Annotated in this window: 14 protein-coding genes and 3 pseudogenes; 6 read left to right on the top strand and 11 right to left on the bottom strand. The window is 69.3% G+C overall.

The window, feature by feature from the left end; all coding sequences use genetic code 11:
* Positions 1-359: 359 nt before the first annotated feature.
* The 5 genes from ACIQ7Q_RS25925 to ACIQ7Q_RS25905 form a co-directional block, all read right to left on the bottom strand.
* Positions 360-1,421 carry a LacI family DNA-binding transcriptional regulator gene (locus ACIQ7Q_RS25925; RefSeq protein WP_403866710.1) on the bottom strand — a complete coding sequence of 354 codons (1,062 nt, stop codon included), beginning with the start codon at positions 1,419-1,421 and terminating at the stop codon, positions 360-362.
* Positions 1,409-3,058, bottom strand: a complete 1,650-nt coding sequence (locus tag ACIQ7Q_RS25920) for a glycoside hydrolase family 13 protein (RefSeq protein ID WP_403866707.1) — start codon at positions 3,056-3,058, stop codon at positions 1,409-1,411. The genes ACIQ7Q_RS25925 and ACIQ7Q_RS25920 overlap by 13 nt, the downstream gene beginning before the upstream one ends.
* 83 nt (positions 3,059-3,141) lie before the next feature.
* On the bottom strand, positions 3,142-3,993 hold the full coding sequence (locus ACIQ7Q_RS25915) for a sugar ABC transporter permease (protein ID WP_403866704.1): 852 nt from the start codon (positions 3,991-3,993) through the stop codon (positions 3,142-3,144).
* Positions 3,990-5,000, bottom strand: a complete 1,011-nt coding sequence (locus tag ACIQ7Q_RS25910; RefSeq protein ID WP_403866701.1) for a carbohydrate ABC transporter permease — start codon at positions 4,998-5,000, stop codon at positions 3,990-3,992. Before ACIQ7Q_RS25910 ends, ACIQ7Q_RS25915 begins: the two co-directional genes overlap by 4 nt.
* 20 nt (positions 5,001-5,020) lie before the next feature.
* The gene (locus ACIQ7Q_RS25905; protein WP_403866699.1) at positions 5,021-6,295 is read right to left on the bottom strand and encodes an extracellular solute-binding protein; all 1,275 of its coding nucleotides are present in this window, start codon (positions 6,293-6,295) and stop codon (positions 5,021-5,023) included.
* A 465-nt stretch (positions 6,296-6,760) separates the two neighbouring features.
* On the opposite strand from ACIQ7Q_RS25905, the gene ACIQ7Q_RS25900 reads away from it, so the two are divergent.
* From ACIQ7Q_RS25900 to ACIQ7Q_RS25885, 4 genes and pseudogenes are all read left to right on the top strand, one after another.
* Entirely contained in the window at positions 6,761-7,810 is a 1,050-nt protein-coding gene (locus ACIQ7Q_RS25900; RefSeq protein WP_403866696.1) for a LacI family DNA-binding transcriptional regulator, read from the top strand.
* On the top strand, positions 7,803-8,720 hold the full coding sequence (locus ACIQ7Q_RS25895) for a carbohydrate kinase family protein (RefSeq protein WP_403866693.1): 918 nt from the start codon (positions 7,803-7,805) through the stop codon (positions 8,718-8,720). Before ACIQ7Q_RS25900 ends, ACIQ7Q_RS25895 begins: the two co-directional genes overlap by 8 nt.
* Positions 8,721-8,765: 45 nt before the next feature.
* A complete protein-coding gene (locus tag ACIQ7Q_RS25890; protein WP_403866690.1) occupies positions 8,766-9,791 on the top strand; it encodes a LacI family DNA-binding transcriptional regulator in 1,026 nt (341 codons plus the stop codon).
* A 167-nt stretch (positions 9,792-9,958) separates the two neighbouring features.
* Positions 9,959-10,198: pseudogene (locus tag ACIQ7Q_RS25885) on the top strand (helix-turn-helix domain-containing protein); the annotation flags it as partial.
* 131 nt (positions 10,199-10,329) lie between these two features.
* On the opposite strand, the gene ACIQ7Q_RS25880 reads toward ACIQ7Q_RS25885, so the two are convergent.
* Genes ACIQ7Q_RS25880 through ACIQ7Q_RS25870 form a run of 3 tightly spaced genes read right to left on the bottom strand, consistent with a single transcriptional unit; the run spans position 10,330 to position 15,096 of the window.
* Positions 10,330-11,217: a hypothetical protein gene (locus ACIQ7Q_RS25880; RefSeq protein ID WP_403866687.1), complete on the bottom strand. Its 888-nt coding sequence runs from the start codon at positions 11,215-11,217 to the stop codon at positions 10,330-10,332.
* On the bottom strand, positions 11,214-13,139 hold the full coding sequence (locus ACIQ7Q_RS25875) for a hypothetical protein (RefSeq protein WP_403866684.1): 1,926 nt from the start codon (positions 13,137-13,139) through the stop codon (positions 11,214-11,216). Before ACIQ7Q_RS25875 ends, ACIQ7Q_RS25880 begins: the two co-directional genes overlap by 4 nt.
* A 31-nt stretch (positions 13,140-13,170) precedes the next feature.
* Positions 13,171-15,096 carry a tetratricopeptide repeat protein gene (locus ACIQ7Q_RS25870; protein WP_403866682.1) on the bottom strand — a complete coding sequence of 642 codons (1,926 nt, stop codon included), beginning with the start codon at positions 15,094-15,096 and terminating at the stop codon, positions 13,171-13,173.
* A 587-nt stretch (positions 15,097-15,683) separates the two neighbouring features.
* On the opposite strand from ACIQ7Q_RS25870, the gene ACIQ7Q_RS25865 reads away from it, so the two are divergent.
* Positions 15,684-15,908 carry a hypothetical protein gene (locus ACIQ7Q_RS25865; RefSeq protein ID WP_403866680.1) on the top strand — a complete coding sequence of 75 codons (225 nt, stop codon included), beginning with the start codon at positions 15,684-15,686 and terminating at the stop codon, positions 15,906-15,908.
* Between the two features lie 156 nt (positions 15,909-16,064).
* Here the strand turns inward: ACIQ7Q_RS25865 and ACIQ7Q_RS25860 are convergent.
* Together ACIQ7Q_RS25860 and ACIQ7Q_RS25855 are read right to left on the bottom strand one after the other, a co-directional pair.
* Positions 16,065-16,148, bottom strand: a pseudogene (locus tag ACIQ7Q_RS25860) (IS5/IS1182 family transposase); the annotation flags it as partial.
* A gap of 48 nt (positions 16,149-16,196) precedes the next feature.
* A complete protein-coding gene (locus ACIQ7Q_RS25855) occupies positions 16,197-16,358 on the bottom strand; it encodes a hypothetical protein (protein WP_403866677.1) in 162 nt (53 codons plus the stop codon).
* Positions 16,359-16,814: 456 nt separating this feature from the next.
* Here ACIQ7Q_RS25855 and ACIQ7Q_RS25850 point away from each other — a divergent pair, with 456 nt between their 5' ends.
* Positions 16,815-20,177 (top strand): hypothetical protein, encoded by a 3,363-nt coding sequence (locus ACIQ7Q_RS25850; protein WP_403866674.1) that lies wholly within the window; start codon positions 16,815-16,817, stop codon positions 20,175-20,177.
* Here ACIQ7Q_RS25850 and ACIQ7Q_RS25845 read toward each other — a convergent pair.
* Positions 20,152-20,274: pseudogene (locus tag ACIQ7Q_RS25845) on the bottom strand (IS5/IS1182 family transposase); the annotation flags it as partial. The gene ACIQ7Q_RS25850 and the pseudogene ACIQ7Q_RS25845 overlap by 26 nt on opposite strands.
* Positions 20,275-21,346 lie beyond the last annotated feature (1,072 nt).

Here is a 21,346-nt window from a genome sequence, read left to right as displayed (position 1 = left end):
GTCAGCCTCGTGCGGCAACGCGCCGTGCCCGCAAGGCCTTTGGGATTTCTTGCTGCAAGAAGTCTGAAACTCGTTGCGGTCGAGACCGTAAGCCCCACCCGCGCACCGGTCAAGCCTCCGGGCAGACCCCGATGACATGCGCGAGAACAAGCTGTTTCGTGACCGCAAACTCTTTCGCAAGTCATTGCAGTGGTGTTACGTTCAACCACGACTCCGGTCCGGTCCTCACAGAGCCGTGGCCGGCCCGTGGCAGGGGCCGTCGGTGGTCACCCTTGGTGGGTGGCTTCCACGGGGCTTGCCTCGGCCGGGGGTCCCGGTCAGTGCCGGGCCCCACGCGCCCGGCCGACCGGGCCGGTCACTCAGGACCGCCGCGGCGCACCCGTCGATCCGCGCACCACGAGCTCCGGCTGGAAGACGAACTCGGTGCGCTGCACCGGGTTTCCGTCGATTTCCTCGACGAGTGCGTCCACCGCGGCCGTCGCCATCGCCTGCACCGGCTGCCGCACCGTGGTCAGCGGCGGATCCGTGAACGCGATGAGGGGCGAGTCGTCGAAGCCGACCACCGAGACGTCCGCCGGCACGTCGAGCCCCCTCGCGCGCACCGCCCTGATCGCGCCGAGCGCCATGAGGTCGCTGCCGCAGACGATTCCGGTGCACCCCTGGTCCAGCAGCAGACCGGCGGCGGCCTGTCCGCCCTCGACCGAGAACAGGGTGCGCTGGATGAGCCGTTGGGCGTCGTCCGGCGCCACGCCGAGCATCGACTCGAGGGCGGCGGTGAAGCCCTCCGCCTTGCGCAGGGAGGGGACGTAGCGGGTCGGCCCGATGGCCAGACCGATGCGCTCATGGCCGAGTTCGACGAGGTGGCGTACGGCCATCCGGGCCGCCGACCGGTCGTCGGGCGACACGAACGGCGCCTCGACGGCCTCGTTGTAGCCGTTGACGAGAACGAACGGCAGGCCCCGGCCGGTCAGTTTGAGATAGCGTGACGGATCGGCCGTCATGTCGGCGTGCAGGCCGGACAGGAACACGATGCCGGTGACGCCGCGTTCCTCCAGCTGCTCGACCAGCTCGTCCTCCGTCGAGCCGCCCGGCATCTGGGTGCACAGCACGGGCGTGTAGCCGTGCCCTGCCAGCACCTGCTCTATCACCTGGGCGAAGGCCGGGAAGATCGGGTTGGTCAGCTCGGGGATGATCAGACCGACGAGGCCGGCGCTGCGCCGGCGCAGCCGCACCGGCCGCTCGTAGCCGAGCACGTCGAGCGCGGCCAGCACCTTGTGCCGCGTGGCGGCGGCGACACCGGCCTTGCCGTTGAGGACCCTGCTGACCGTGGCTTCGCTGACCTGGGCCTGGACGGCGAGGTCGGCGAGCCTCGGGGCGGCGCTCGCGTCGCCCCGAGGCACGGGAATCGTCACACCGCCCACCAGACGGTGGTGTCGGCGGGGATCTCTGCCGTGTCGTCCACGATCAGGACGGTCTCGTTGGCGAGCAGGTTCCGGCCGGGCACCGGAAGACCGACCGTGGCGCCTGTGGTGTTGGCGGTGCACACGAAGCCGTCGCGGCGGAAGGCGAGCACCCCCTCGGGGGCGTCCAGCCACTGGACTTCCTCGCCCGCGCCGAGCCCAGGGTGCTCCCGGCGGACGGCCAGCGCGCTGCGGTAGAGCTCGAGAGTGGAGCCGGGATCGCCGGTCTGCGCCTCGACGCTCAGCGCGCCCCACTCGGCGGGCTGGGGCAGCCAGCTGCCGCCGCTGCCGAAGCCGTACGAGGAGCCGTCCGCGGTCCACGGGATCGGCACCCGGCAGCCGTCGCGGAAGCCGTCCTGCCCGCTGGCCCGCCAGAACGACGGGTCCTGGCGGACTTCGTCCGGCAGGTCGGTGACGTCGGGCAGGCCGAGCTCCTCGCCCTGGTAGACGTAGGCGGAGCCCGGCAGCGCCAGCATCAGCAGGGTGGCGGCGCGGGCGCGGCGCAGTCCGAGCTCGCGGTCGCCGGCCTCGCGCAGCTGGGTGCCGAGGCCGGCCGGGTTGGCGAAGCGGGTGGCGTGCCGGGTGACGTCGTGGTTGGAGAGCACCCAGGTGGTGGGCGCGCCCACGGGCCGCATGGCGGCGAGCGAGTCGTCGATGACCTTGCGCAGCTCCGCGGCGTCCCAGTGGGTGCCCAGGTACTGGAAGTTGAAGGCCTGGTGCATCTCGTCGGGGCGCACGTAGTTGGCGGTGCGCTCGACGGTGGGCGTCCAGGCCTCGGCGACGAGCACGCGCTCGTCGCCGTACTCCTGGAGGACCTTGCGCCAGGAGCGGTAGACCTCGTGGACGCCGTCCTGGTCGAAGAACGGCATGACATCGTTTCCGAGCAGCTTCAGCTGGTCGTGCTTGCCGAGGTCGGGCAGGCCCTGGGCCTTGATCAGACCGTGGGCGACGTCGACGCGGAAACCGTCGACGCCCATGTCGAGCCAGAACCGCAGGATCGAGCGGAACTCGTCGCGTACGGCGGCGTGCTCCCAGTTGAAGTCGGGCTGCTCGGGCGCGAACAGGTGGAGGTACCACTCGCCGTCCGGGGTGCGAGTCCAGGCGGGGCCGCCAAAGATGGACTCCCAGTCGTTGGGGGGGAGTTCGCCGTCCACGCCCTTGCCTTGGCGGAAGTGGTAGCGCTCCCTCAGCGGCGAGCCGGGGCCTTCGCGCAGGGCGCGCTGGAACCACTCGTGCTGGTCGGAGGAGTGGTTGGGCACCAGGTCGACGATGATGCGCAGGTCCAGTTCGTGGGCCTCGCGGATCAGGGCGTCGGCGTCGAGCAGGTTGCCGAACATGGGGTCGATGGCACGGTAGTCGGCGACGTCGTATCCGGCGTCGGCCTGCGGCGAGGCGTAGAAGGGGCTGAGCCAGACGGCGTCGACGCCGAGGTCTCGCAGGTACGGCAGCCGGCTACGGATGCCTTCCAGGTCTCCCATGCCGTCGCCGTTGCCGTCGGCGAAGCTGCGCGGGTACACCTGGTAGATCACCGCGTCGCGCCACCAGCCCGTGTGCGTGCCGGAGGTGGGGGCGGCGGGGGCAGCAAGGTGCTGGGTCATGTCATCCCTGGAGGTGATGGGGTGGGGTGCGGCGCCGGCCCGGGGATCAGGCACGGACCGGCGCCGCCGCTTCGTACGAGTGGTCAGCCCTTGACGGCACCGGCGGACATACCGGTCACCAGATGCCGCTGGGCGAAGAGGAACACGAGTGCGGCGGGGATCGCGATGAGCACGGACGCCGCGGACATCGGGCCCCACTGGGCGCCGTATTGGTTGACGAACTTCTGCAGACCGCCCGCGAGTGTCATGTTCTCGTCCCCGACCATGAAGGCGGACGCGTAGGCGACCTCGCCCCAGGCGGTGATGAACGAGTAGAACGCCGTGACCGCGATGCCGGGCTTGGCCAGCGGCAGGATGAGGCGCCAGAAGGTGCCGAACGGAGTGAGGCCGTCGACCTGTCCCGACTCGTCGATCTCCATGGGGATCGTGTCGAAGAAGCCCTTCATCATCCAGGCGCAGAACGGCACGGCGATGGTCAGGTAGGTGATGACCAGACCGGCCGGCTCGTTGAGCAGCCCCATGGACGACATGATGTTGTAGATCGGCACGATCAGGACCGCGACCGGGAACATCTGGGTGATCAGAAGGGTCCACATCAGCCCCCGCTTCCCGGGGAAGCGGAAGCGGCTGACGGCGTAGCCGGTGGTGGCGGCGATGAAGACACCGAGGAGCGTGGTCAGGCCCGCGACGAGCAGCGAGTTGGCGAACCACGTCAGGAACGGGGTGTCCTCCAGCAGCTTCGTGTAGTTCTCGAACGTCGTCGCCTTGACGAAGTCCGTCGTGGTCGCGAACTTGGCCGGCTTGATCGAGGTCAGGAAGACCCACAGCACCGGGAAGACCGCGATCACGGAGGCCACCACCAGGGTGGCGTGCAGACCGAGGGAGGCGAGCGGCGAGCGGCGGCCGCGGCGGGGTGTGTTGACTGCGGTGGTCACCAGACTTCTCCCTGCTTGCGAAGGACTCGCCGGTAGACCGCGGCGAAGACCATCAGGAGGACCAGGATCAGCACGCCCCAGGTCGACGACTGGGCGAAGTCGCGTGGACTGATCTCGAAGGAGAACTTGTACGCCTGGGTGACCAGGATCTGCGTGGCCTCGCCGGGTCCACCCCGGGTCAGCAGGAAGATCACCGGGAACATGTTGAACGTCCAGATGGTGCTCAGCAGAATCACGGTGGTGCTGACCGAACGCAGCCCGGGCAGGGTGATGTTGCGGAACCGCTGCCAGGCGTTCGCGCCGTCCATCTCGGCCGCCTCGTAGAGCTCGCCGGGTATGGACTGCAGGCCGCCGAGCAGGGCGACCATCATGAACGGGACGCCGAGCCAGACGTTGACGGCGATCACCGAGAACTTGGCCCAGGTCGGGTCGTTGAGCCAGGGCAGGGCGTCGATGCCGCCGCCGGCGAGGATCTGGTTGAGCAGGCCGCGGCGCTCGTCGTAGAGGAAGCGCCAGGCGAAGACGGACACGAAGCCGGGCACCGCCCAGGGCAGGATCAGCAGCATCCGGTAGAAGGAGCGGCCGGCGATGCGGCGGTTGAGCATGTTGGCCAGACCCATGCCGAGCGTGAAGGTCACCGAGACACAGGCGACCGTCCACACCAGGGTCCAGCCGAGCGTCCCGAGGAACTGCTCACCCGTCAGCGCGTCGGCGTAGTTGTCCAGCCCGACGAACTCGTAGGTCGCGGGGATGTGGTTGACGCCGATACTCCGTTCGACGTTCCTCTCGTTGGCGTCGGTCAGCGACAGATACATCCCGCGGAACAGCGGGTAGCCGATGATCACGCCGATCACGACCGTCACCGGGGCGACCATCGCCCAGGCGTACCAGTGAGTGGAAAGGGAGCGCCGGAGCCTGCCCTCGCGCTTGCCAGTACCGCGGCTCCGGCCGCGGGCGACGTCGCCCGCGGCCGGAGCCACCGACTGGCTGCTGGTGTCCACAGCCATCAGCCGGCCAACCTTCCTTGTTACTTCCAGTCCTTGAGGAGCTTGCGGTAGGCGTCGCCCGTGGTCTTGACGCCCTTCTCCGGGGTGGTCTGCCCGGTGAGGACCTTGGTGTACTCGGTCACCAGCGGGGCGAAGAGGCTGCCGGTCTCCGGGATCCAGGGGCGCTCGACGGCCTTGTCGACGACCGGGCGGAAGAAGCCGACGATCTCGTTGCTCGCGACACCCGGCTGCGAGTAGACCGAGTTGCGGGTCGGGAGCAGGCTGAGCTGCTGGGCGACCTTGGCCTGGCTCTCGGCGGAGGTCATGTACTCGGTGAAGGCGTACGAGGCGTCGAGGTTCTTCGAACCGGCGTACACCGCGAGGTTGTGGCCGCCCTGCGGGGCGCCCTGGCCGGCCGAGCCGGCGGGGACCGGCGCGATGCCCAGGTTGGCCTTGTCCGTGAACTCGTTGCCCGCGTAGGTGTCGGAGACGGCCCACGGGCCGTTGATCATCATGGCGACCTTGCCGTCCTTGAAGGCGGCCTGCATGTTGTCCCAGCCGTTGGTGGCGTCGGTGATCGCCGCCTTGGAGTCGACCAGGTCCTTGACGACCTTCATCGCCTTGACGCCCTCGGCGTTGTCGACGGTGACCTTCTTGGCCTTGGCGTCGACCAGGTCGCCGCCCTCGCCGTACAGGAAGGAAAGGAACCAGTAGGCGTCGTCGCCGCGCAGGTAGAGGCCGGTCTTGCCGGTCTTGTCCTTGATCTTGGTGGAGACGGTCTTCAGTTCGTCGATGGTCTTGGGGACCTCGACACCGGCCTCCTTGAAGATCTTCTTGTTGTAGAAGATGCCCATGGAGTCGATGACCTGCGGCACCGCGTAGGTCTTGCCGTTGTACTCGGTGGAAGCCGCGGCCTGCTTGAGGAAGTCGTCCTCGTTCTTCAGAGCGGCGGTGCCGTCGAGCGGCGCGAGGTAACCGAGGTCGGCGAACTCGGGGGTCCAGGCGACCTCGGAGCGGATGACGTCGGGGGCACCGGAGCCGGACTGCGCGGCGTTCTTGAACTTGTTCTGCGCCTCACCGAACGGCACGTTGACGTACTTGACGGTGACCTTCGGGTGCAGCTTGGTGAAGTCCTCGGCCAGCTTCTTGAAGACCTTGTCCTCGCTGCCGACCGTGGAGGTGTCCCACCAGGTGACCGTGCCGCTGAGCTCGCCCGAGCTCTTCTTGCCGGTGTCGCCGCCGTCGTCTCCACCGCACGCCGTCGCCGACAGGGCCATCGCCGCTACCAGCGCAGTGGCCGCTATGCCACGCCGCATGTGAACTCCTTCAACTGAGCCCGGAAGGGCGGAGACGAAGACCTGCCTCCTGCCGTCCGCTCCCTCGCGGTGCCGGGTTGCCAGGAACGTAACAGGGCTGAAAACCATCGGAAAGACCTTGCGGCAAATTTCTGCAAGGACGGGTGATCGTTACATCCGCGTGTCCGGAGAGTTGCCGAAGGATCGCTTGACACCCTGCCCCGACGGCGGACAGGCGCCAGGGTGGGCGCGCACCGGGGCCCGCCGCAAGCGCTCCGCAAGGCCTTGCAGCGATGTGACGCGCCTCATGGGCTCCGGCTTCCTTCCCGGCCCTCTTTCCCGGCCCTCTTTCGCCGGTCTCAACGGCCTGCTCGCGCCGCCCTCCTTCCGGCGGTTCGGAGCCCCTCGTCCGCACCTGATGGGATGAACCCGTCGAGGCGGGCACCTGGTGGGCAATCCGACGCACGCCCGGTACAGTCCACTTCCATGACCGCGCGGCTCGCCGACATCGCAGCCCAGGCGGGGGTCAGTGAAGCCACAGTCAGCCGCGTGCTCAACGGCAAGCCCGGTGTGGCCGCGGCCACCCGTGAGTCAGTCCTTGCCGCCCTGGACGTACTCGGCTACGAACGGCCCGTCCGCCTTCGGCAGCGCAGCGCGGGGCTCGTGGGACTGATAACCCCGGAGCTGGACAACCCGATCTTCCCCGCCCTCGCCCAGGTCATCGGCCAGGCGCTGACCCGGCAGGGTTACACCCCGGTGCTCGCCACCCAGACCCCCGGCGGGTCCACCGAGGACGAACTCACCGAAATGCTGGTGGACCGGGGCGTCTCCGGCATCATCTTCGTCTCCGGGCTGCACGCCGACACCACGGCCGACACGGAACGCTACGACCAACTGCGCGCCAAGGGCGTTCCGTACGTCCTGGTCAACGGTTTCTCACCCAAGGTCCAGGCGCCCTTCGTCTCGCCCGACGACCGGGCCGCGATGCAGCTGGCCGTGACCCACCTCGCCTCGCTCGGGCACGCCCGGATCGGCCTCGCGCTCGGCCCCCGGCGGTTCGTCCCGGTCCTGCGCAAGATCGAGGGCTTCCAGCAGGCCATGGAGGAGCGGCTCGGGCTCTCGCCCGAACAGTCGCAGGAGCTGATCCAGCACTCCCTCTACACCCTGGAGGGCGGCCAGGCCGCCGCGGCCGCGCTGATCGCCAAGGGCTGCACCGCGATCGCGTGCGCCAGCGACATGATGGCGCTCGGCGCCATCCGGGCCGCCCGGCAGAAGGGGCTGCACGTCCCCAAGGACATCTCGGTGGTCGGCTTCGACGACTCGCCGCTCATAGCGTTCACCGATCCGCCACTGACCACCATCCGCCAGCCAGTGCAGGCGATGGGGCAGGCGTCGGTGCGTGCCCTGCTGGAGGAGATAGGGGGCACACCCGCCCCGCACAGCGAGTTCGTGTTCATGCCGGAGCTCGTGGTCCGCGGTTCGACCGCTTCGGTGGCCGGGCGGAACCCGAGCCGGGGACGGGCCGACCATGAGTGAGCCGTCGTACGACATCCTGGTCGTCGGAGGCACCGGCGTGGACACGGTCGTACGCGTCGACGCGCTCGAAGTGCCGCCGGGCGATTCGGTGTTCGTGCCCCCCGTGCACGACTACGTGGGGCACACCGGCAACGGGGTGGCGCTGGGCTGCCACGCTCTCGGGCTCGCCACCAAGTTCATCGACTTCCTGGGCGACGACATCCAGGGCAGGACCGTGCTCGCCGCGTACGCGGAGCGGGGCCTGGACTTCAGCCATGTCCACAGCCCGCACGGCACGCCGCGCGGAGTCAATCTCGTCGACACGCAGGGCCGTCGCTTCTCCTTCTACGACGGCCGCCACCCGGCGGACCTCCGGCTGCCCCGCGCCTTCTACCTGCCGTACCTGGAGCGCGCCCGGCACGTCCATCTCTCGATCGTGGGCCACAACCGCGACGTGTACGACGACATCCACCGGCTCGGGATCACCAGCTCCACCGACCTGCACGACTGGGACGGCCGCAACCCCCACCACCGCGACTACGCCCTCGCCTCCGACTACGTCTTCCTGAGCGCCGCGGCCATTCACGACCGGCTCGACGAGGTCCTGCACACGATCCTCGACGAAGGCCGGGCACGGCTCGTCGTGGCGACGGACGGCGCGGCGGGCTGCCATGTGCTGGTACGCGGCGAGACGAAGGCGCGCCACTTCCCGGCGGTGCGGCCCGAGCGTCCTGTCCTCGACAGCAACGGCGCGGGGGACGCGTTCGTCACCGCCTTCCTGCACGCGCTGTCCGAGGGACGCGCGGTGGAGGAGTGTGTACTCGCGGGCTCGGTGTCGGGCGCCTTCGCCTGCGCGTCCGCGGGGACCCACACCGAGTTCATCGATCTGCCGGGGCTGCGCGCCGCGTGCTCGCGGGCGGCCCACCGGTAAGAGGAGCATCGAAGGTACCGGCGTACCCCTCACCGGAGGTCAGTCATGGCAGCAGCGGGCCGCTTCGGCCAGCCCACACTCGAGCAGGTGGCCGCGCGTGCCGGCGTCGGGCGCGGCACCGTGTCGCGGGTGATCAACCACTCCCCCGGCGTCCGTGACGCCACCCGGCACGCCGTCGAACAGGCCATCGCCGAACTGGGCTACATCCCGAACCACGCGGCCCGCGCCCTGGCCGGCAGCCGCACCGACGCGGTGACCCTGGTCGTCCCGGAGACGGAGAAGCGGTTCTTCACCGAGCCCTACTTCTCCGAGATCATCCACGGCGTCGGCGTCGGTCTCGCGGACACCGAGCTCCAGCTGCTGCTGACCCTGGTGCGCACCGAGCGCGAACGCACCCGCTTCCTCCAGTACGCGAAGGCCCGCCGGATCGACGGCGTCCTGCTCGTCTCCGTGCACCGCGACGACCCGCTGCCGGACCAGCTCCTCGAGATGGGCATGCCGACCGTCCTGGGCGGTCGCCGCACCGAAGCCGAGCCGGTCCCCTACGTGGACTCCGACAACGTCGGCGGCGCGCGGCTCGCCGTGCGCCACCTGGCCGCCGCCGGCCGCCGCAGGATCGCCACCATCACGGGAGGTTCCGACATGTACGTCGCCCAGTGCAGACTGCGCGGCTACGAGGAGGCGGCCCGCGACGCGTGCGAGGACTTCGACCCCTCGTGGATCGCGGCCGGTGATTTCACCGAGGAGAGCGGTCGCCACGCCATGCGGGAGCTGCTGCGGCAGAACCCCGGCCTCGACGCGGTGTTCGCCGCGTCCGACGTCATGGCAGCCGGTGCGCTGCACACGCTGCGGGCAGCGGGGCGCAGGGTGCCGGACGACGTCGCCGTCATCGGCTTCGACGACTCCCCGCTCGCCCAGCACACCGACCCGCAGCTCACAACGGTCCGGCAGCCGGTGGAGGAGATGGGCAGCGCCATGGCACGTGTCCTGATCGACCGGATGGCGGACCCCGTCGCCGCCCCGACCAACGTGGTGCTCCGCACCGAACTGGTACGCAGAGGCACTGCTTAGACCGTGTCCTGCATGGTCAGTCGACAGTTGTTCGAAATGAGAATCCAGGCGTGGTCTGATCGGCTTCAGCGAGTGGAACGTAGCTGGTGCCGCATCAGAGAACCTTTGCGCCTTGGTGATGTGACGCGCCGTTCGAATACTGGTCCGGACGGCGCGGTGTCGCCAGGCTGTGCGGGGGGGCAGAACGAGTACGCGTCCGCGAGATCGATGATGACGAAGGACAGCGCCTGTTGCGGATCGTCCGCAGAGGCACCGGTTCGGTGGTGACCTGGCGGCGGGCCCAGATGGTGTTGCTGTCCGCGCAGGGCATGCCCGTGGCGAAGATCGCCGAGGTGACGTTCACCAGCGAGGACCGGGTCCGGGACGTGATCCACAACTTCACCGCCGACGGCTTCGAAATCATCTGGCGGAACAAGCATGCCGCCGACGAGCGCCTCCGCGAGGTCGTGAAACAGGGCGAACGTTGCCTGATACGGCACTAGTTTGGTGACTCTTGACCATGGGCTTCAGCCCTTCGCTGTCGTGGTGTACTCACGTCTCAAGCGAAGGCTGTGTACACGGGCGAACCGACGTACACCCGTTTGCAGCCACGCAGTAGCCTCAATCGCTCTGGTCCTCCACCGCCCTCGCCGAGGATGCTCAGGAGCCGAGCCGGCAGTGGGCCGCGATGGCCCAGCATCACGTGCTGGGAGATGCGGAACGTGGTTTCGATGCGCTCGGCCGGAAGGACGGACAGGTAGCGCAGGCACAGGGTCGCCAGTGCCATGCCTCGGGGCGAGACCAACAGCTCAGGTGGAGCAGGTGTCTCTGTCAGCTCTACCAGGTGGCCGTGCCAGTCGGCCCACGGCAGGCCTGCGGTATCGGGGGCCTGTGCGTTCGGGCTTCCCGTGACGCCGAGGAGGGGCGATTCTTCGTCGGGTCCGCGCAGGCCGCTGTCGGCGAACCGGATGATGGTTGCCCATGTGCCGGTGGTCCCGCGTGCCCGCAACCCTTGGCGTACCAGGAGGTCGGCTTCGCTGAGCACGTTGAGGGGTGATCCTGCCAACAGAATGATCGAATCGTGCCAGCGCCTCCACGCCAGGTAGGACACGACGCGCACCCCGTCGCCGTCCAGGGCGGCGTCGCCCGCGAAGGAGTACAGACCATGGGCCCATACGGAGTGGTCCCGGTAGTAGTCGGAGGTGCCCAGTACGCCGGCCCCTGGCAGCGTCGTAATCATCTTCCGCTTCTCCAGCCGGCGCCGTACGTCATGCGTGCGTCGATGGAGATCGGTCTGTGCACCTGAGGGGGAGGGGGCGAGTTCGATTCCGCCGATCCCCGGAATCTCGGCACTCAACCGGCCGGTGACGGGCACCTTGCGAAACAGTGTCGCCTCAAGGCCCTCGACTTTCGTCTTCGAGATGTAGATGTATTGGCGGACTGTCACTGTGCCCCCTGTTCTTTGTGCTGCTCCAGCCGCCTGAGCAGCGCCGTCGCTAGTGTGTTGCGGCACAGATCGTCTTCGGGCTGCAGCAGGTGGGCCGTTGCCGCAGGGTCAAATTGCGGGGCCTTGGCGGCCAGCTCCCGCACCCGGGTCGACGCCCGTTCGATCCGTTCCCAGTAGTGGTCGAGGCCCAGCACCGCGAACCAGTTCCCCGGAACGTAGCCGGTCACGGTTTCTTGCGGGTCCCTCGCCAACGACATCAGCGCACGTGCTTCGTCCAGCAAGGACTCGGCGTCCTCCTTGAGAGACATGCCGGCGCACAGCTCGGCCGCCTCGCACCAGGGGACAACCGTGTAGGCATACACGTCCTGGACGAGGGTCAGGGCAGTGCTCACGAAGTCGGCGGCACCCATGAAGTCTCCTGCGTCTCTGCGCCGGCGAGCCTCTTCAAGGAGGGCGAGAGCCTTCTCCTCGGCCAAGCCTTGACTAACGATCAAGGTTCCGCGGGCGATCTCGCCCCGGGCAAGGAAGGAGGCGAGGCGACCGCCCGCCTCATCCAAGACGGTCCGGAGATACGCGTGGTGGGGAGGAGCTTCCTCGCCTTCTGGGACCTCGGCGAGTTCCTCCCGTAGGCGGGACAGTTGATGTGCACCCTCGAGCTCGAGTGCGGTGCTGGCCACCTCCTCGTCACCGTGGATCGCGAGGAGGACGAGGCACGACCGGTAGTCCCGGTTCAGCCGTTCGGCTTCTCCCGGAGACCCGTCGGCCTCGATGAGGGGAACGGCCTGCCTCTGCAGTTCGCTCGCGGTGCGCAGGAGACGGGGGTCGTCGGTCATGCCGAGCCTCATGAGCAGCCGCGCGAGGTGAGTGTTCACGCGGACGTGGTTGGCCGGATGCCAGTCGTGGCGTCCAAGCCGGCGTGCGGCCGCCGCGAAGCACACTCCTGTCCACAGTTCGTCCTCGTCGACGGCCTCCAGCAGGAGCGCGGCCATCCTGTGCTGCACTTCGGCGCGCATCCCTGGCCGGGCACCGCCACCGATCCGCTCAGCCGCGACCAGGTATTTTTGAAGGGCTCGCAGCCTGTAGGCGTCCTGTCGCGTGGGTTGGGACAAGGAGGCGTTCAGTGCCGTGTCGCCTTCCTCGAGTGGGGTTTTGAGCAGGTACTCCGATGCGTCGACCGGTCGGCTGGCACCGCCTGTGAGTGCGGCCTGCCAGATGCGCGTCGCGGTGTCGAGCGTCTCCTGGGCGACCTTCTGGGGGAGGGAGCCCCCCAGCCGATTGATGAGCTGTACAGCCTCACGCAGATGAAGAACCGCTTTCTCAAGATCGGCCGCGGTTCCGTTCGCCATCGAGCCGCATTGGCCTGCCAGAAAGTGGAGGCAGGCCGAGATTTCGTCCTCCAGGCCCCCAAGTGCCAGGGCTTGTTCGCACGCTTCGATCGCCGCGTGCAGGGCGTCGGGGTCGCCGGCGGCTTCGTCCTGGCGGGCCATCGCCAGATGGTGCAACAGTCTGGCCTTCTCTTCGGTGGGGCGGGGCCAGGTCACTAGCTCGGGTACGGCGAACTCCAGCAGTTCCAGCCGTCGCTGTCCCGACGCGGGATCGTCTCGGAGCGTCTGGCCGAGCTGCGCGGCACACAGCAGTATCAGCTCATCCGTGCCAATGCGCTGGGCGACGTGCCACTGGAACTCTGCGATGCGGCAGGCCTGTTCGGAGCGTCCGGAGTCGAAGAGATCGAGAACAACGGCGTAGAGGCCGTCGAAGCCCGGGGGGCTGCGATGCTTTCCCGGCACCTTGCCGCCCTCCTGGCTGTCGGGCTCGACCGGGGCCCAGTGCCCGGCCAGCCGCACCGCACCCTCCAGCGGCTCCATCTCCCCCGCCAGGACGGCCTGGAGGACTGGTGCTGCGTGCTCGTCGAGACCGGCCACGGCGAAGTCCGGTGCTCCCGTGCCGTCGGCGTCAGGCATTGAGCCGTGCCAAAGCGTCTTGAGCCCGTTGGTATCCGGGGTCCAGGTCGAGCGCCCGCTGGTAGGCCTCACGAGCAGTGTCGGGCTGCTGCCAGTCCTCGTAGATTTGGCCCATGTTGAACCATGCCTTCGCATATTCCGGATCGATTGCGATGGCGCGCTGGAAGTAGCGGGCAGCCTCCTGATGTCCCCCGTGAAGGAGGAAGACGGTACCCAGAGTGTTGAGGGCCTGAACGAAGTGGGGAGTGATCTCCAAGGCTCTGGCGAGAGCCACGACGGCCTCCTCGAAGCGCTGCAGGTGCGTCAGGGCCGTGCCGAGATTGAAGAACACCAAAGCGTCCTCAGGATCCGCCTCGCTGGCCTGACGAAAGCTCTCCGCGGCGTCGGTCCATTTGCCGCCCCTCATGTACACGTTGCCGCGACGATTCAACAGAGCGCAGTGGCTCGGTTCCAGCTCGAGGCCCTTGGTCACGGACCACAGCTCCTGCTCGCTGTCACCCTCTGCCTCGCACAACACCGCACGGTCCCACCACAGCTGCACAGTGGGTTCACGCGCGAGAATCCGATCGAGGAAGCCGATCGCCTCCTGGCTGCGCCCGAGCTTCTCCAGCGCGTACGCTGCGTCTTTGAGGGCCTTGGTGTCTTCCGGCCGTAGCTCGAGCTCGGCATGGCACAGTTCCAGGACCCGCTCCGGGCGGCCGGCCAGCATGAACGTACTTCTGGCATCGCGAATGACCTCAAGGTCGTCCGCGTGCGCCCGCAGATGCTCCTCGGCCTCGTCGAGATGTTCCTGGGGGACGATGGTCACCCAGCCGTGCTCCTTGTAGTCCATGAGAATGAAGGGCGCACGCTCCTCCTCCGTAGGAGGATTCGGCTCCTTGATGCGACGCATGTCCCGCATCAACTCGGCCTGCACACGCATCCCTTCATCGATGTGGCCGAGCATGAGGAGGCCATAGGCTCGCTGTCCTCGATCGGCGTAGTGTTCTTCGGCGCTTGTCGGACTCGGCTCGAAGGGGACTCCGACGACTTCCTCGAAGGCAGCCGCCAGGAGGGCTTCGATCTCCGCGACCGTCGGCCGATCCTGCGGCCGGGGTGACAGACACGACGCAAGCGCATCGGCGAAGACTGTGCGTCTGGAGAGTGCCAGGGCGTCCAGATGCGGAAGCAGCTGCGCCGTGGACGTACCTGCGGGCACGCACCGCCCGGTGAGCATTTCCGCTAGCACGACGCCAAGGCCGAACAGGTCGGCGGCAGCGCTGGCCCCCGTCTCGGCCTTCAGTACCTCTGGCGCCGCGTATCCGCGTGTGCCGTGGCCCCGTGTGCCTGCCTGGGACGAGTGAGGCCCGCGGCGGTAGGGCGCGGCGGTTACCGAGGGAAGGGGAACGCCGGGGGCGGAATCCAGGCGGGACAGTCCCCAGTCGGTGACCTTCGCGACCCCGCTCGGGGTGACCATGACGTTCTCGGGTGTGATGTCGCCGTGAGCCACCAGGCCTTGACCGGTGGCGAATAGCAGTGCGCGTGTCATTTGCGCACCGAAGCGCACGGCTGACTCGAACTCCAGCAAGTGGTGGTCGAGCCAGCCGCGCAGTGTGTGCGGAAATCCGCGCTGCGGCACGTATTCGGCAAAGGCGAAGGGCTGACCTGAGAGCCGGTCCGCATAGAACAGCCGGACCACATGCTTGTGCTGCCCCAGGTACAGCCATGCACGGCACTCGGCCTCGAACTGCGACACGCGGGCGGGATCCTTTGCCAGCTCCGGCCAGAGCGTCTTTGCGGCCAGGACGAGAGGGCGCCCGGACTCGTGTGCGTCGTCACGGAGGTCCTTCGTCACGTACACGATCCCGGAGCCGCCGAGCCGTCGGTCAAGCACCAGCAGGTGCTCGAGTCGATCACCGGGTTCCAACAGCCCGATCATTCCGCCCCTTCCCCCGCCTACCGGCATGGAACCGGGCGGCCCTCTCATGCTTACACATCTGGCAACAGGAGCGCGGAAGTCGGAGCAATCGGATACGACCGAGCAGTTGGTGCACCACTGCTCAGACAACCCTCACCGAGTACGCGCCCTTCCCTCGCACCATCTCTGAAGGACCGACTCGCTGCGTGACACGGGTTGCTGTCCGGGCGGCAGCGCATTTGCAGGCCCAGCACTCCCCCGGGTCAAGACGGGATCGATTTCGCCAGCTTCCGCGCGGGCGGCGGGAAACCAGCAGCGTCCCGTCCGACCGCCACCCCCGAAGACGCAGAGCACTCCGACGCTCCGGGCTCCGACGCTCCGGGCTCCGGGCTCCGGGCTCCGGGCTCCGGGCTCCGGGCCAGGACGGCCTTCACCCGGCCTGAATGGCGGAGCGTCGCTGGCTGAGATCAGATTCTGCTGCGGTCGTGAGTATTCCGAACCCCCGCATCCGAACCGTCGTCGCCCTGGTGGGGCTGCTGGAACTCCTAACGGAATGACTCATTGGGGTCGGCTGCCCGGCGTGGGGCGCTGTCGGGCAGCATGGGGCGATGGACTTCGACCAGCCGCTGCCTCGCGAGGTGAAGGTCATCGATTCGGCCTCGCTGTTCAGACTGGAGGAGCAGGCGGGTGACCTCGGCCTGAGCCAGCGGTTGGACCCGGCGTGGGTGCGAGCGAATGCGGCGCCTGAGGGCACCCACTACCTGTGGCCGGCCCTGTGGCACAGCTGTTCCACCGCCCGGACGTTCCGCGTCACGTGCGGTGCGAACTGCTGATCACTTTGCGTGCGGGAGACCGCGTGCTGAGCCTGCTGGATGTGATTCCCGACGACTTCACCCCGCTGCCGAGGGCGACCTCACGCGAAGAGGGGATGCAGGTCAGGCGGCTCCTGGCGTTTCGTGGAGCCGGGGCCACACGCCGGCCTCGGTCTACTCGGCCAGGCGCCGCCAGCACGTCATGCCCGAGCCGAAGCCGAGCTCCTACGGCAGGTGTTCCCATGCGATCGCGGTATGCAGAGTGCCTGGTCGGAGCCCAGCGGCCATGAGGAAACGTCACCTGGGCGGTCAGCGGGTGGAGAGCCACCACTGGAGGAGCGCGACGGCCGCCGGGCCGCCGGTGGTGGCGAGGGCGAGGACGGCACTGCGGGTGGCCTCCCGCCACAGGGGGTTCGGAGGGGTGGCAGGCGGGTGGGCGGCGGGGCGGCGGGTACGGCGGCGCTTGCTCATGGGACCACTCCTGTCGTCGGAAGCTTTCGCGGGTCGCGCCTGCCGGGCCTGCGTGACCTGCCACCGACTTTGCCGCCGTGCCGTCCGGCTGTGCCAAATGTCGGGCAGGGCGGGCGGCTTGGTCCCTAGGCTGCTGCTCACGGCACTGGCCGGGGGCCGCCCGCCGCGTCCGCCTGCGGGCACGAGCGGGCGCCGTGCTGATGCATTTGGTGGGCTCCCGGGGGCCGCGCGCGACAGGAAATGGGGTGGGGGCTGGTGGGGCCACAGGTTCACGAACTCCACGCGCGACTCAGGGGGTTACGGGAGCGCGCCGAGCAGGCCAGGCGTGTGAAGCGGCTGTCGGCCAGCCAAAGGGCCGTAGAGGGCCATATCAGTGCCTCGGGCGTCTTCGGTGCGGAAGGCTTTCGCGGACAGCGGGTCAGCGACTGGGCGCCGGAGGACCCGGCGTCTTTCCGCATGCCCGGTCCGGACAGTGACGATGTAGTGCTCGCGCTGGTGAAGCTGTGGTCGTCCTGGGCCGGGGAGCGCGTGGACGAGCCCTGGTGGCGCGCTCAGTTGGAACGGGCTCGTACGGAACGGGCGGCTGCTCGCCGCAGTATGTCCGAGAGCGGCGGCGGCCCTGTCGAGACGGTGACGACCCTCGGCCCGCTGGTGCTGGAGGTCCATCAGGCCGTCCTACCCGCCACCGGATCCGGGCCTGCGCCCGTTCTCCCGGTGCTGACCCCTTACCTGCCCCGGCCCCATGACGCACTGCTGCGTGAAGCCCTCGTCCCGCCCCTGGAGGGCGGCCCGTCCACCCTGGCGGTGCTGACCGGAGGCTCCTCCACTGGCAAGACCCGTTCCGTGTATGAGGCGCTGAGCGACCTCGCCGCCCACCGCCCCCTCCTGCGCCCCGGTAGCGCGGCCGCGCTGCTGCATCTACTGACCGCCGACCGTCTCGCCCCTGGCGTGGTGCTGTGGCTCGACGAAGCCCAGCGGCACCTCTACGGCAGCGACGGGGAACAAGCCGCAGCCGCCCTGCTGGAGGCGCTCCGCGGCCGGCGTGGTGTGGTCGCCGTGGGCACTCTGTGGACCGACCCCTATTGGCGCGACCTGACCCGCCGGGGACAGCCGGGCGACCCTCACAGCCACGCCCGTGCCCTGCTCACCGCACCGGTCACCCACCGTATCCCCGTCGCTGACGCTCTGACCGACGCCGAACTGGGTCGTTGGGCCGAGCTCGCCGACCAGCGGACGGATGGCCGCCTGGCCGCCGCGCTGGCCGCCGGAGGGGTGGACGGCCGCGTCGTGCAGCACCTCACCGGCGGCCCGGAACTCCTTGCGGCCTACCTTCACGGCCCCGGCGACCTGTTCACGCCCGTCGAGCACGCCCTGATCACCGCCGCCCTCGACGCCCGCCGCCTGGGCCACCGCACCCCGCTGCCCGCCGCACTCCTCGCCGACGCCGCCGACGGGTCCCTCAACGACCGCGCCCGGCCCGGCGAGCCGGACTGGGCCGGCAACGCCCTGACAGCCCTGAGTACCGGGACACGCCCGGACGGCACCCGCACCGATGTCCGGTGCGCCCTCAGCCCCCTGACGTCCCTGCGCACACGCGCCGGCACCCCGGCCCGCTACGAAGCCGCCGACTACCTCGACCAGCACACGCGGCAGCTGCGCGCCGACGAATTGGGCTCCCCCGCCCTGTGGGAGGCGCTGGTGGAGCACACCACCGAACCGGGCGACCTCCACCTGCTCGCCCACTCCGCCTGGCGGCGAGGCCTGTACCGACAGGCCGTCCTCCTGGGACGCAAGGCGACCCTCGCGGGCTCTCCCGACGCCCCGGCCGCCCTGATTCGACGGCTCGGCACCCTTGAGGACCCTCAGGTCCACCACGCCGCCGACTGGGTCGCCGCCCACGCCGACCTCACCTATCCGGGCGCGGTTACCTCCCTGCTCCAGGCGTTGAACGAAGCCGGTGCGGAGCAGGCCGTCACCGTGCTCCTCGACCGACGGCCGGAGGCACGCCTCGACCTGACCAGCGCCATCGACGCCGCTGCCCTGTTGATCGCGGTGGCGGAGGCGGGGGCCGTGCCGGCCGTGGACCCGGTGGTCCGCCGCGCCGTGGACGAAGCCGACCTCACCGACCCGGTCGGCGCCTACCTCCTGATCAGGACACTGCAGTGGGTAGGCGCCGACGACGCCGCGGCAACGGTGGCGCTCCGCTCCCTCGCCGAAGCCGACATCGGCAACCTGCACCAAGCGGCCGACATGCTGGGGGCCCTGGCGGGGAGGGACGGCGGGGAGGCCGCGGAGGCCATGGCGTACCGCGTCGTCGTGATGGTCGACTTCGCCACCTTCCACGACCGCGCGCTGCTCACGGATGTGCTGGCGTTCGCCACGTCACGCACCTCTTCGGCGCTCACGGAACTGGGCTTCGCACAGGACCCGTCCACAGGTCACGTCGTGCTTCGCGCCCCCGACGAGGCCCGTGCCCCCGATCCGCGGAAGGCCGGCGCCAAGCTGCGGGCGGTCCTGGCGAAGGATCGCGGTGACGCCGTGACCGCCCTGGCGCACCGCATCCTCGACGCGGCGGACCTCACCGACTCCGAGAACACCGGCCTTCTGGTGAGGCTCCTGTCGGCCGGTGCCGACCCGGTCACGGAGACAGTGGTGCGGCGGATCGAGGAGGAGATCGACCTCGGCCGGCCGCGCCATGCCGTGCTCCTGCTGTCCGCGTTGCGCGGAGCGGGGCTGCGCGAGGCCGCGGACAGGGTGGCGCTGCATGCCGTCGGCGCGGCCGATCTCACCGACCCGGACGGCGTTGCCCGGCTGTTGCAGGAGTTCCGCTTGGAAGACCGAGGGGAACTGGTGCCTGTCCTGATCGGCCGACGACCTGAGGTCCACGTCGCGCTCACCGACGCGCTGGGGGTCGCCCGTCTGCTGGGAGAGTTCCGTGCGCAAGACGCATGGGAGGCGGTGTCCGTGTTGCTGGACCGGCACCCCGAGGCCCACGTCCGGCTCACCGACGGCGAGGGAGTCACCTGGCTACTGGAGGAGTTGTGTGCCCTCGGTGAGGGGGATGCGGTGTCCGTGTTGCTGAGCCGGCACCCCGAAACCCACGTGAGTGTCACCGATGGACGCGGCTTCTACAGGCTGATGAAAGCGCTCCTGGCGGCAGGCGGAAGCCGGGCCGTCGACACCCTGGCGCGTCGTGTGGCCGCCGAGGCCGACCCCGGCAACCCGCGCATGGACGATGTGCTGCTGTGGTTGCGGGCGGAAGCCGCCGACACTTTGGCGTGCCGCATGGCCGCCCACGCCGATCTCGGCGAACCGCATCGCGTCGGCAGACTGCTGGACAGGATGCTGGAGGCGGGCGCGTACGAGGCGGCCGACACACTGTTGAGCCGCATCCTCGACGCGCCCCTCGACCCGGACGTGGCCGTCGTCGTACTGCCGAAGCTGAGGGGAGAGGCCGCCAGGACCCTGGCACGCCGCGCCGCCGAGGAGACTCCCCTCACCGACCCCCATGTGGTGGCCTCCCTCGTGGAAGCGCTCCAGAGCGCGGGTGATGCGCAAGCCCTCACGCTCCTGCTCGACCGCCACCCGCAGCACCGCGCCGACCCCTCCTCCCCGTACAGCGTCGACAGACTCCTGGAGACGCTCCGGGGCGTCGGCGCCCACGAGGCCGCCGACACCCTGGCGCGCCGTGTCCGCAGAGCCGGTTACTCCACGCCCGTTCCCGCACCGCGCCACGGGTGGGAACCCGATGAACGGCCCGCCGCACCATGGACGTGGAACGATCTGCCGCCGTTGCCTGTAGCCACCGCGGGCAGATGATGCTGCAGGTCAGTTCCGGCAGGCCCTGATGGAGACCGGACCGGCGTTCGTAGCGGATGCGGAGTCGTTTGAACTGATGGAGCCAGGCGAACGATCGCCTGCTCCGTGGCCGCTGCAGAAGTACGTGCCGACTTCACCGCTACGGCTGGTCCGGTGCGAACGGACCAGGCCGAGCACGCCGCCAGCTGCTCGAGCGCAGGGATCGCCGCCCGCATGGTCTCACCAGCCGCGTTGAGAGCATCGACGCAGCCGCTCACAAGGTCGGTCGCTGTCGTCACGTGCGGCCCTCCCGCAGACGAGGCCCGTCCCACACCGCGTCCCCCGTGCGTCCATGTTCGGGGCAATTGTTCCACCTGGGCTTCCGACGTCTTCGTCATGACCACTGGGTTCGGATGATCATCAGCCGTGGTCAGCACGAAGTCGGGTGCCGTCGACCCAGGAGCAGCGCTCCCCTGCACCGGCGGGGGTGACCCGGACGATGCGGCCGGTGTAGTCGCGAACGTGTAAGTCCCGCGCGAGCGGGGAGCGGATCCTCCCAGCTCATACCCCTCACCCCGCCCGAACTCCGACGGCTGGTCAGCCGACTCGCCCGGCCCCGACCGACCCTCGAGCATGTCCTGCAGTGGTCACACTGGCGCCGCCGCAGGAACCCTGCTGAGGAAGGGACGCGCCAGGGCCCCTACGCACGGCCGGCACCGCGCAGGACGTGCTGGCAAAGGGCGAGCATTGCGCCGGGAGCCACCCATATGGTGCCCGCCAGCCGGTGCAGCCTGCGCAAGGGGCCACATGGCGATGGCACTCGGCCGGCCGACGGGCGAGACCAGGCTGTTGGGCACCCACACGAGCTTTGCCTCAGCCAGCATGCGCTGTAGTCGATGCGTGCATGCGAGCACGAACTCCTCGACGAGCCGCGTCATGTCCCACTGGCCCAGGGCCGGATCGATGTGGCTGCACCGGGGACTCCCGAACACCCGGAAGCAGCGGTCGAGACGGACGTCGATCGACGCGGGCTGCCCCCAGCTTCGCCACGGTTCGATGCGGATACGGCCGACGTGGACTTCGGCGCGGAGGTCCGTGTCGGACAGGAGCACGCTCTCGACGGCAGGGCAGGGAGGGGGAGTTGCCTCTCGGGCGCCGGACGGCTCTGGACTGTGCGTCAGGGGCCGTCG

Origin of the sequence: Streptomyces sp. NPDC096176 (assembly GCF_044763255.1) — a bacterium.
Taxonomy (GTDB): Bacteria; Actinomycetota; Actinomycetes; order Streptomycetales; family Streptomycetaceae; genus Streptomyces.
This window is presented reverse-complemented; position numbering and strand designations above follow the sequence as displayed.

Bases quoted from the DNA above. Each gene is read 5' to 3' on its own strand.
- ACIQ7Q_RS25920 (WP_403866707.1), bottom strand. From the start codon at position 3,058: ATGACCCAGCACCTTGCTGCCCCCGCCGCCCCCACCTCCGGCACGCAC.
- ACIQ7Q_RS25910 (WP_403866701.1), bottom strand. From the start codon at position 5,000: ATGGCTGTGGACACCAGCAGCCAGTCGGTGGCTCCGGCCGCGGGCGAC.
- ACIQ7Q_RS25905 (WP_403866699.1), bottom strand. From the start codon at position 6,295: ATGCGGCGTGGCATAGCGGCCACTGCGCTGGTAGCGGCGATGGCCCTG.
- ACIQ7Q_RS25900 (WP_403866696.1), top strand. From the start codon at position 6,761: ATGACCGCGCGGCTCGCCGACATCGCAGCCCAGGCGGGGGTCAGTGAA.
- ACIQ7Q_RS25895 (WP_403866693.1), top strand. From the start codon at position 7,803: ATGAGTGAGCCGTCGTACGACATCCTGGTCGTCGGAGGCACCGGCGTG.
- ACIQ7Q_RS25890 (WP_403866690.1), top strand. From the start codon at position 8,766: ATGGCAGCAGCGGGCCGCTTCGGCCAGCCCACACTCGAGCAGGTGGCC.
- ACIQ7Q_RS25870 (WP_403866682.1), bottom strand. From the start codon at position 15,096: ATGATCGGGCTGTTGGAACCCGGTGATCGACTCGAGCACCTGCTGGTG.
- ACIQ7Q_RS25865 (WP_403866680.1), top strand. From the start codon at position 15,684: ATGGACTTCGACCAGCCGCTGCCTCGCGAGGTGAAGGTCATCGATTCG.
- ACIQ7Q_RS25855 (WP_403866677.1), bottom strand. From the start codon at position 16,358: ATGAGCAAGCGCCGCCGTACCCGCCGCCCCGCCGCCCACCCGCCTGCC.
- ACIQ7Q_RS25850 (WP_403866674.1), top strand. From the start codon at position 16,815: ATGCCCGGTCCGGACAGTGACGATGTAGTGCTCGCGCTGGTGAAGCTG.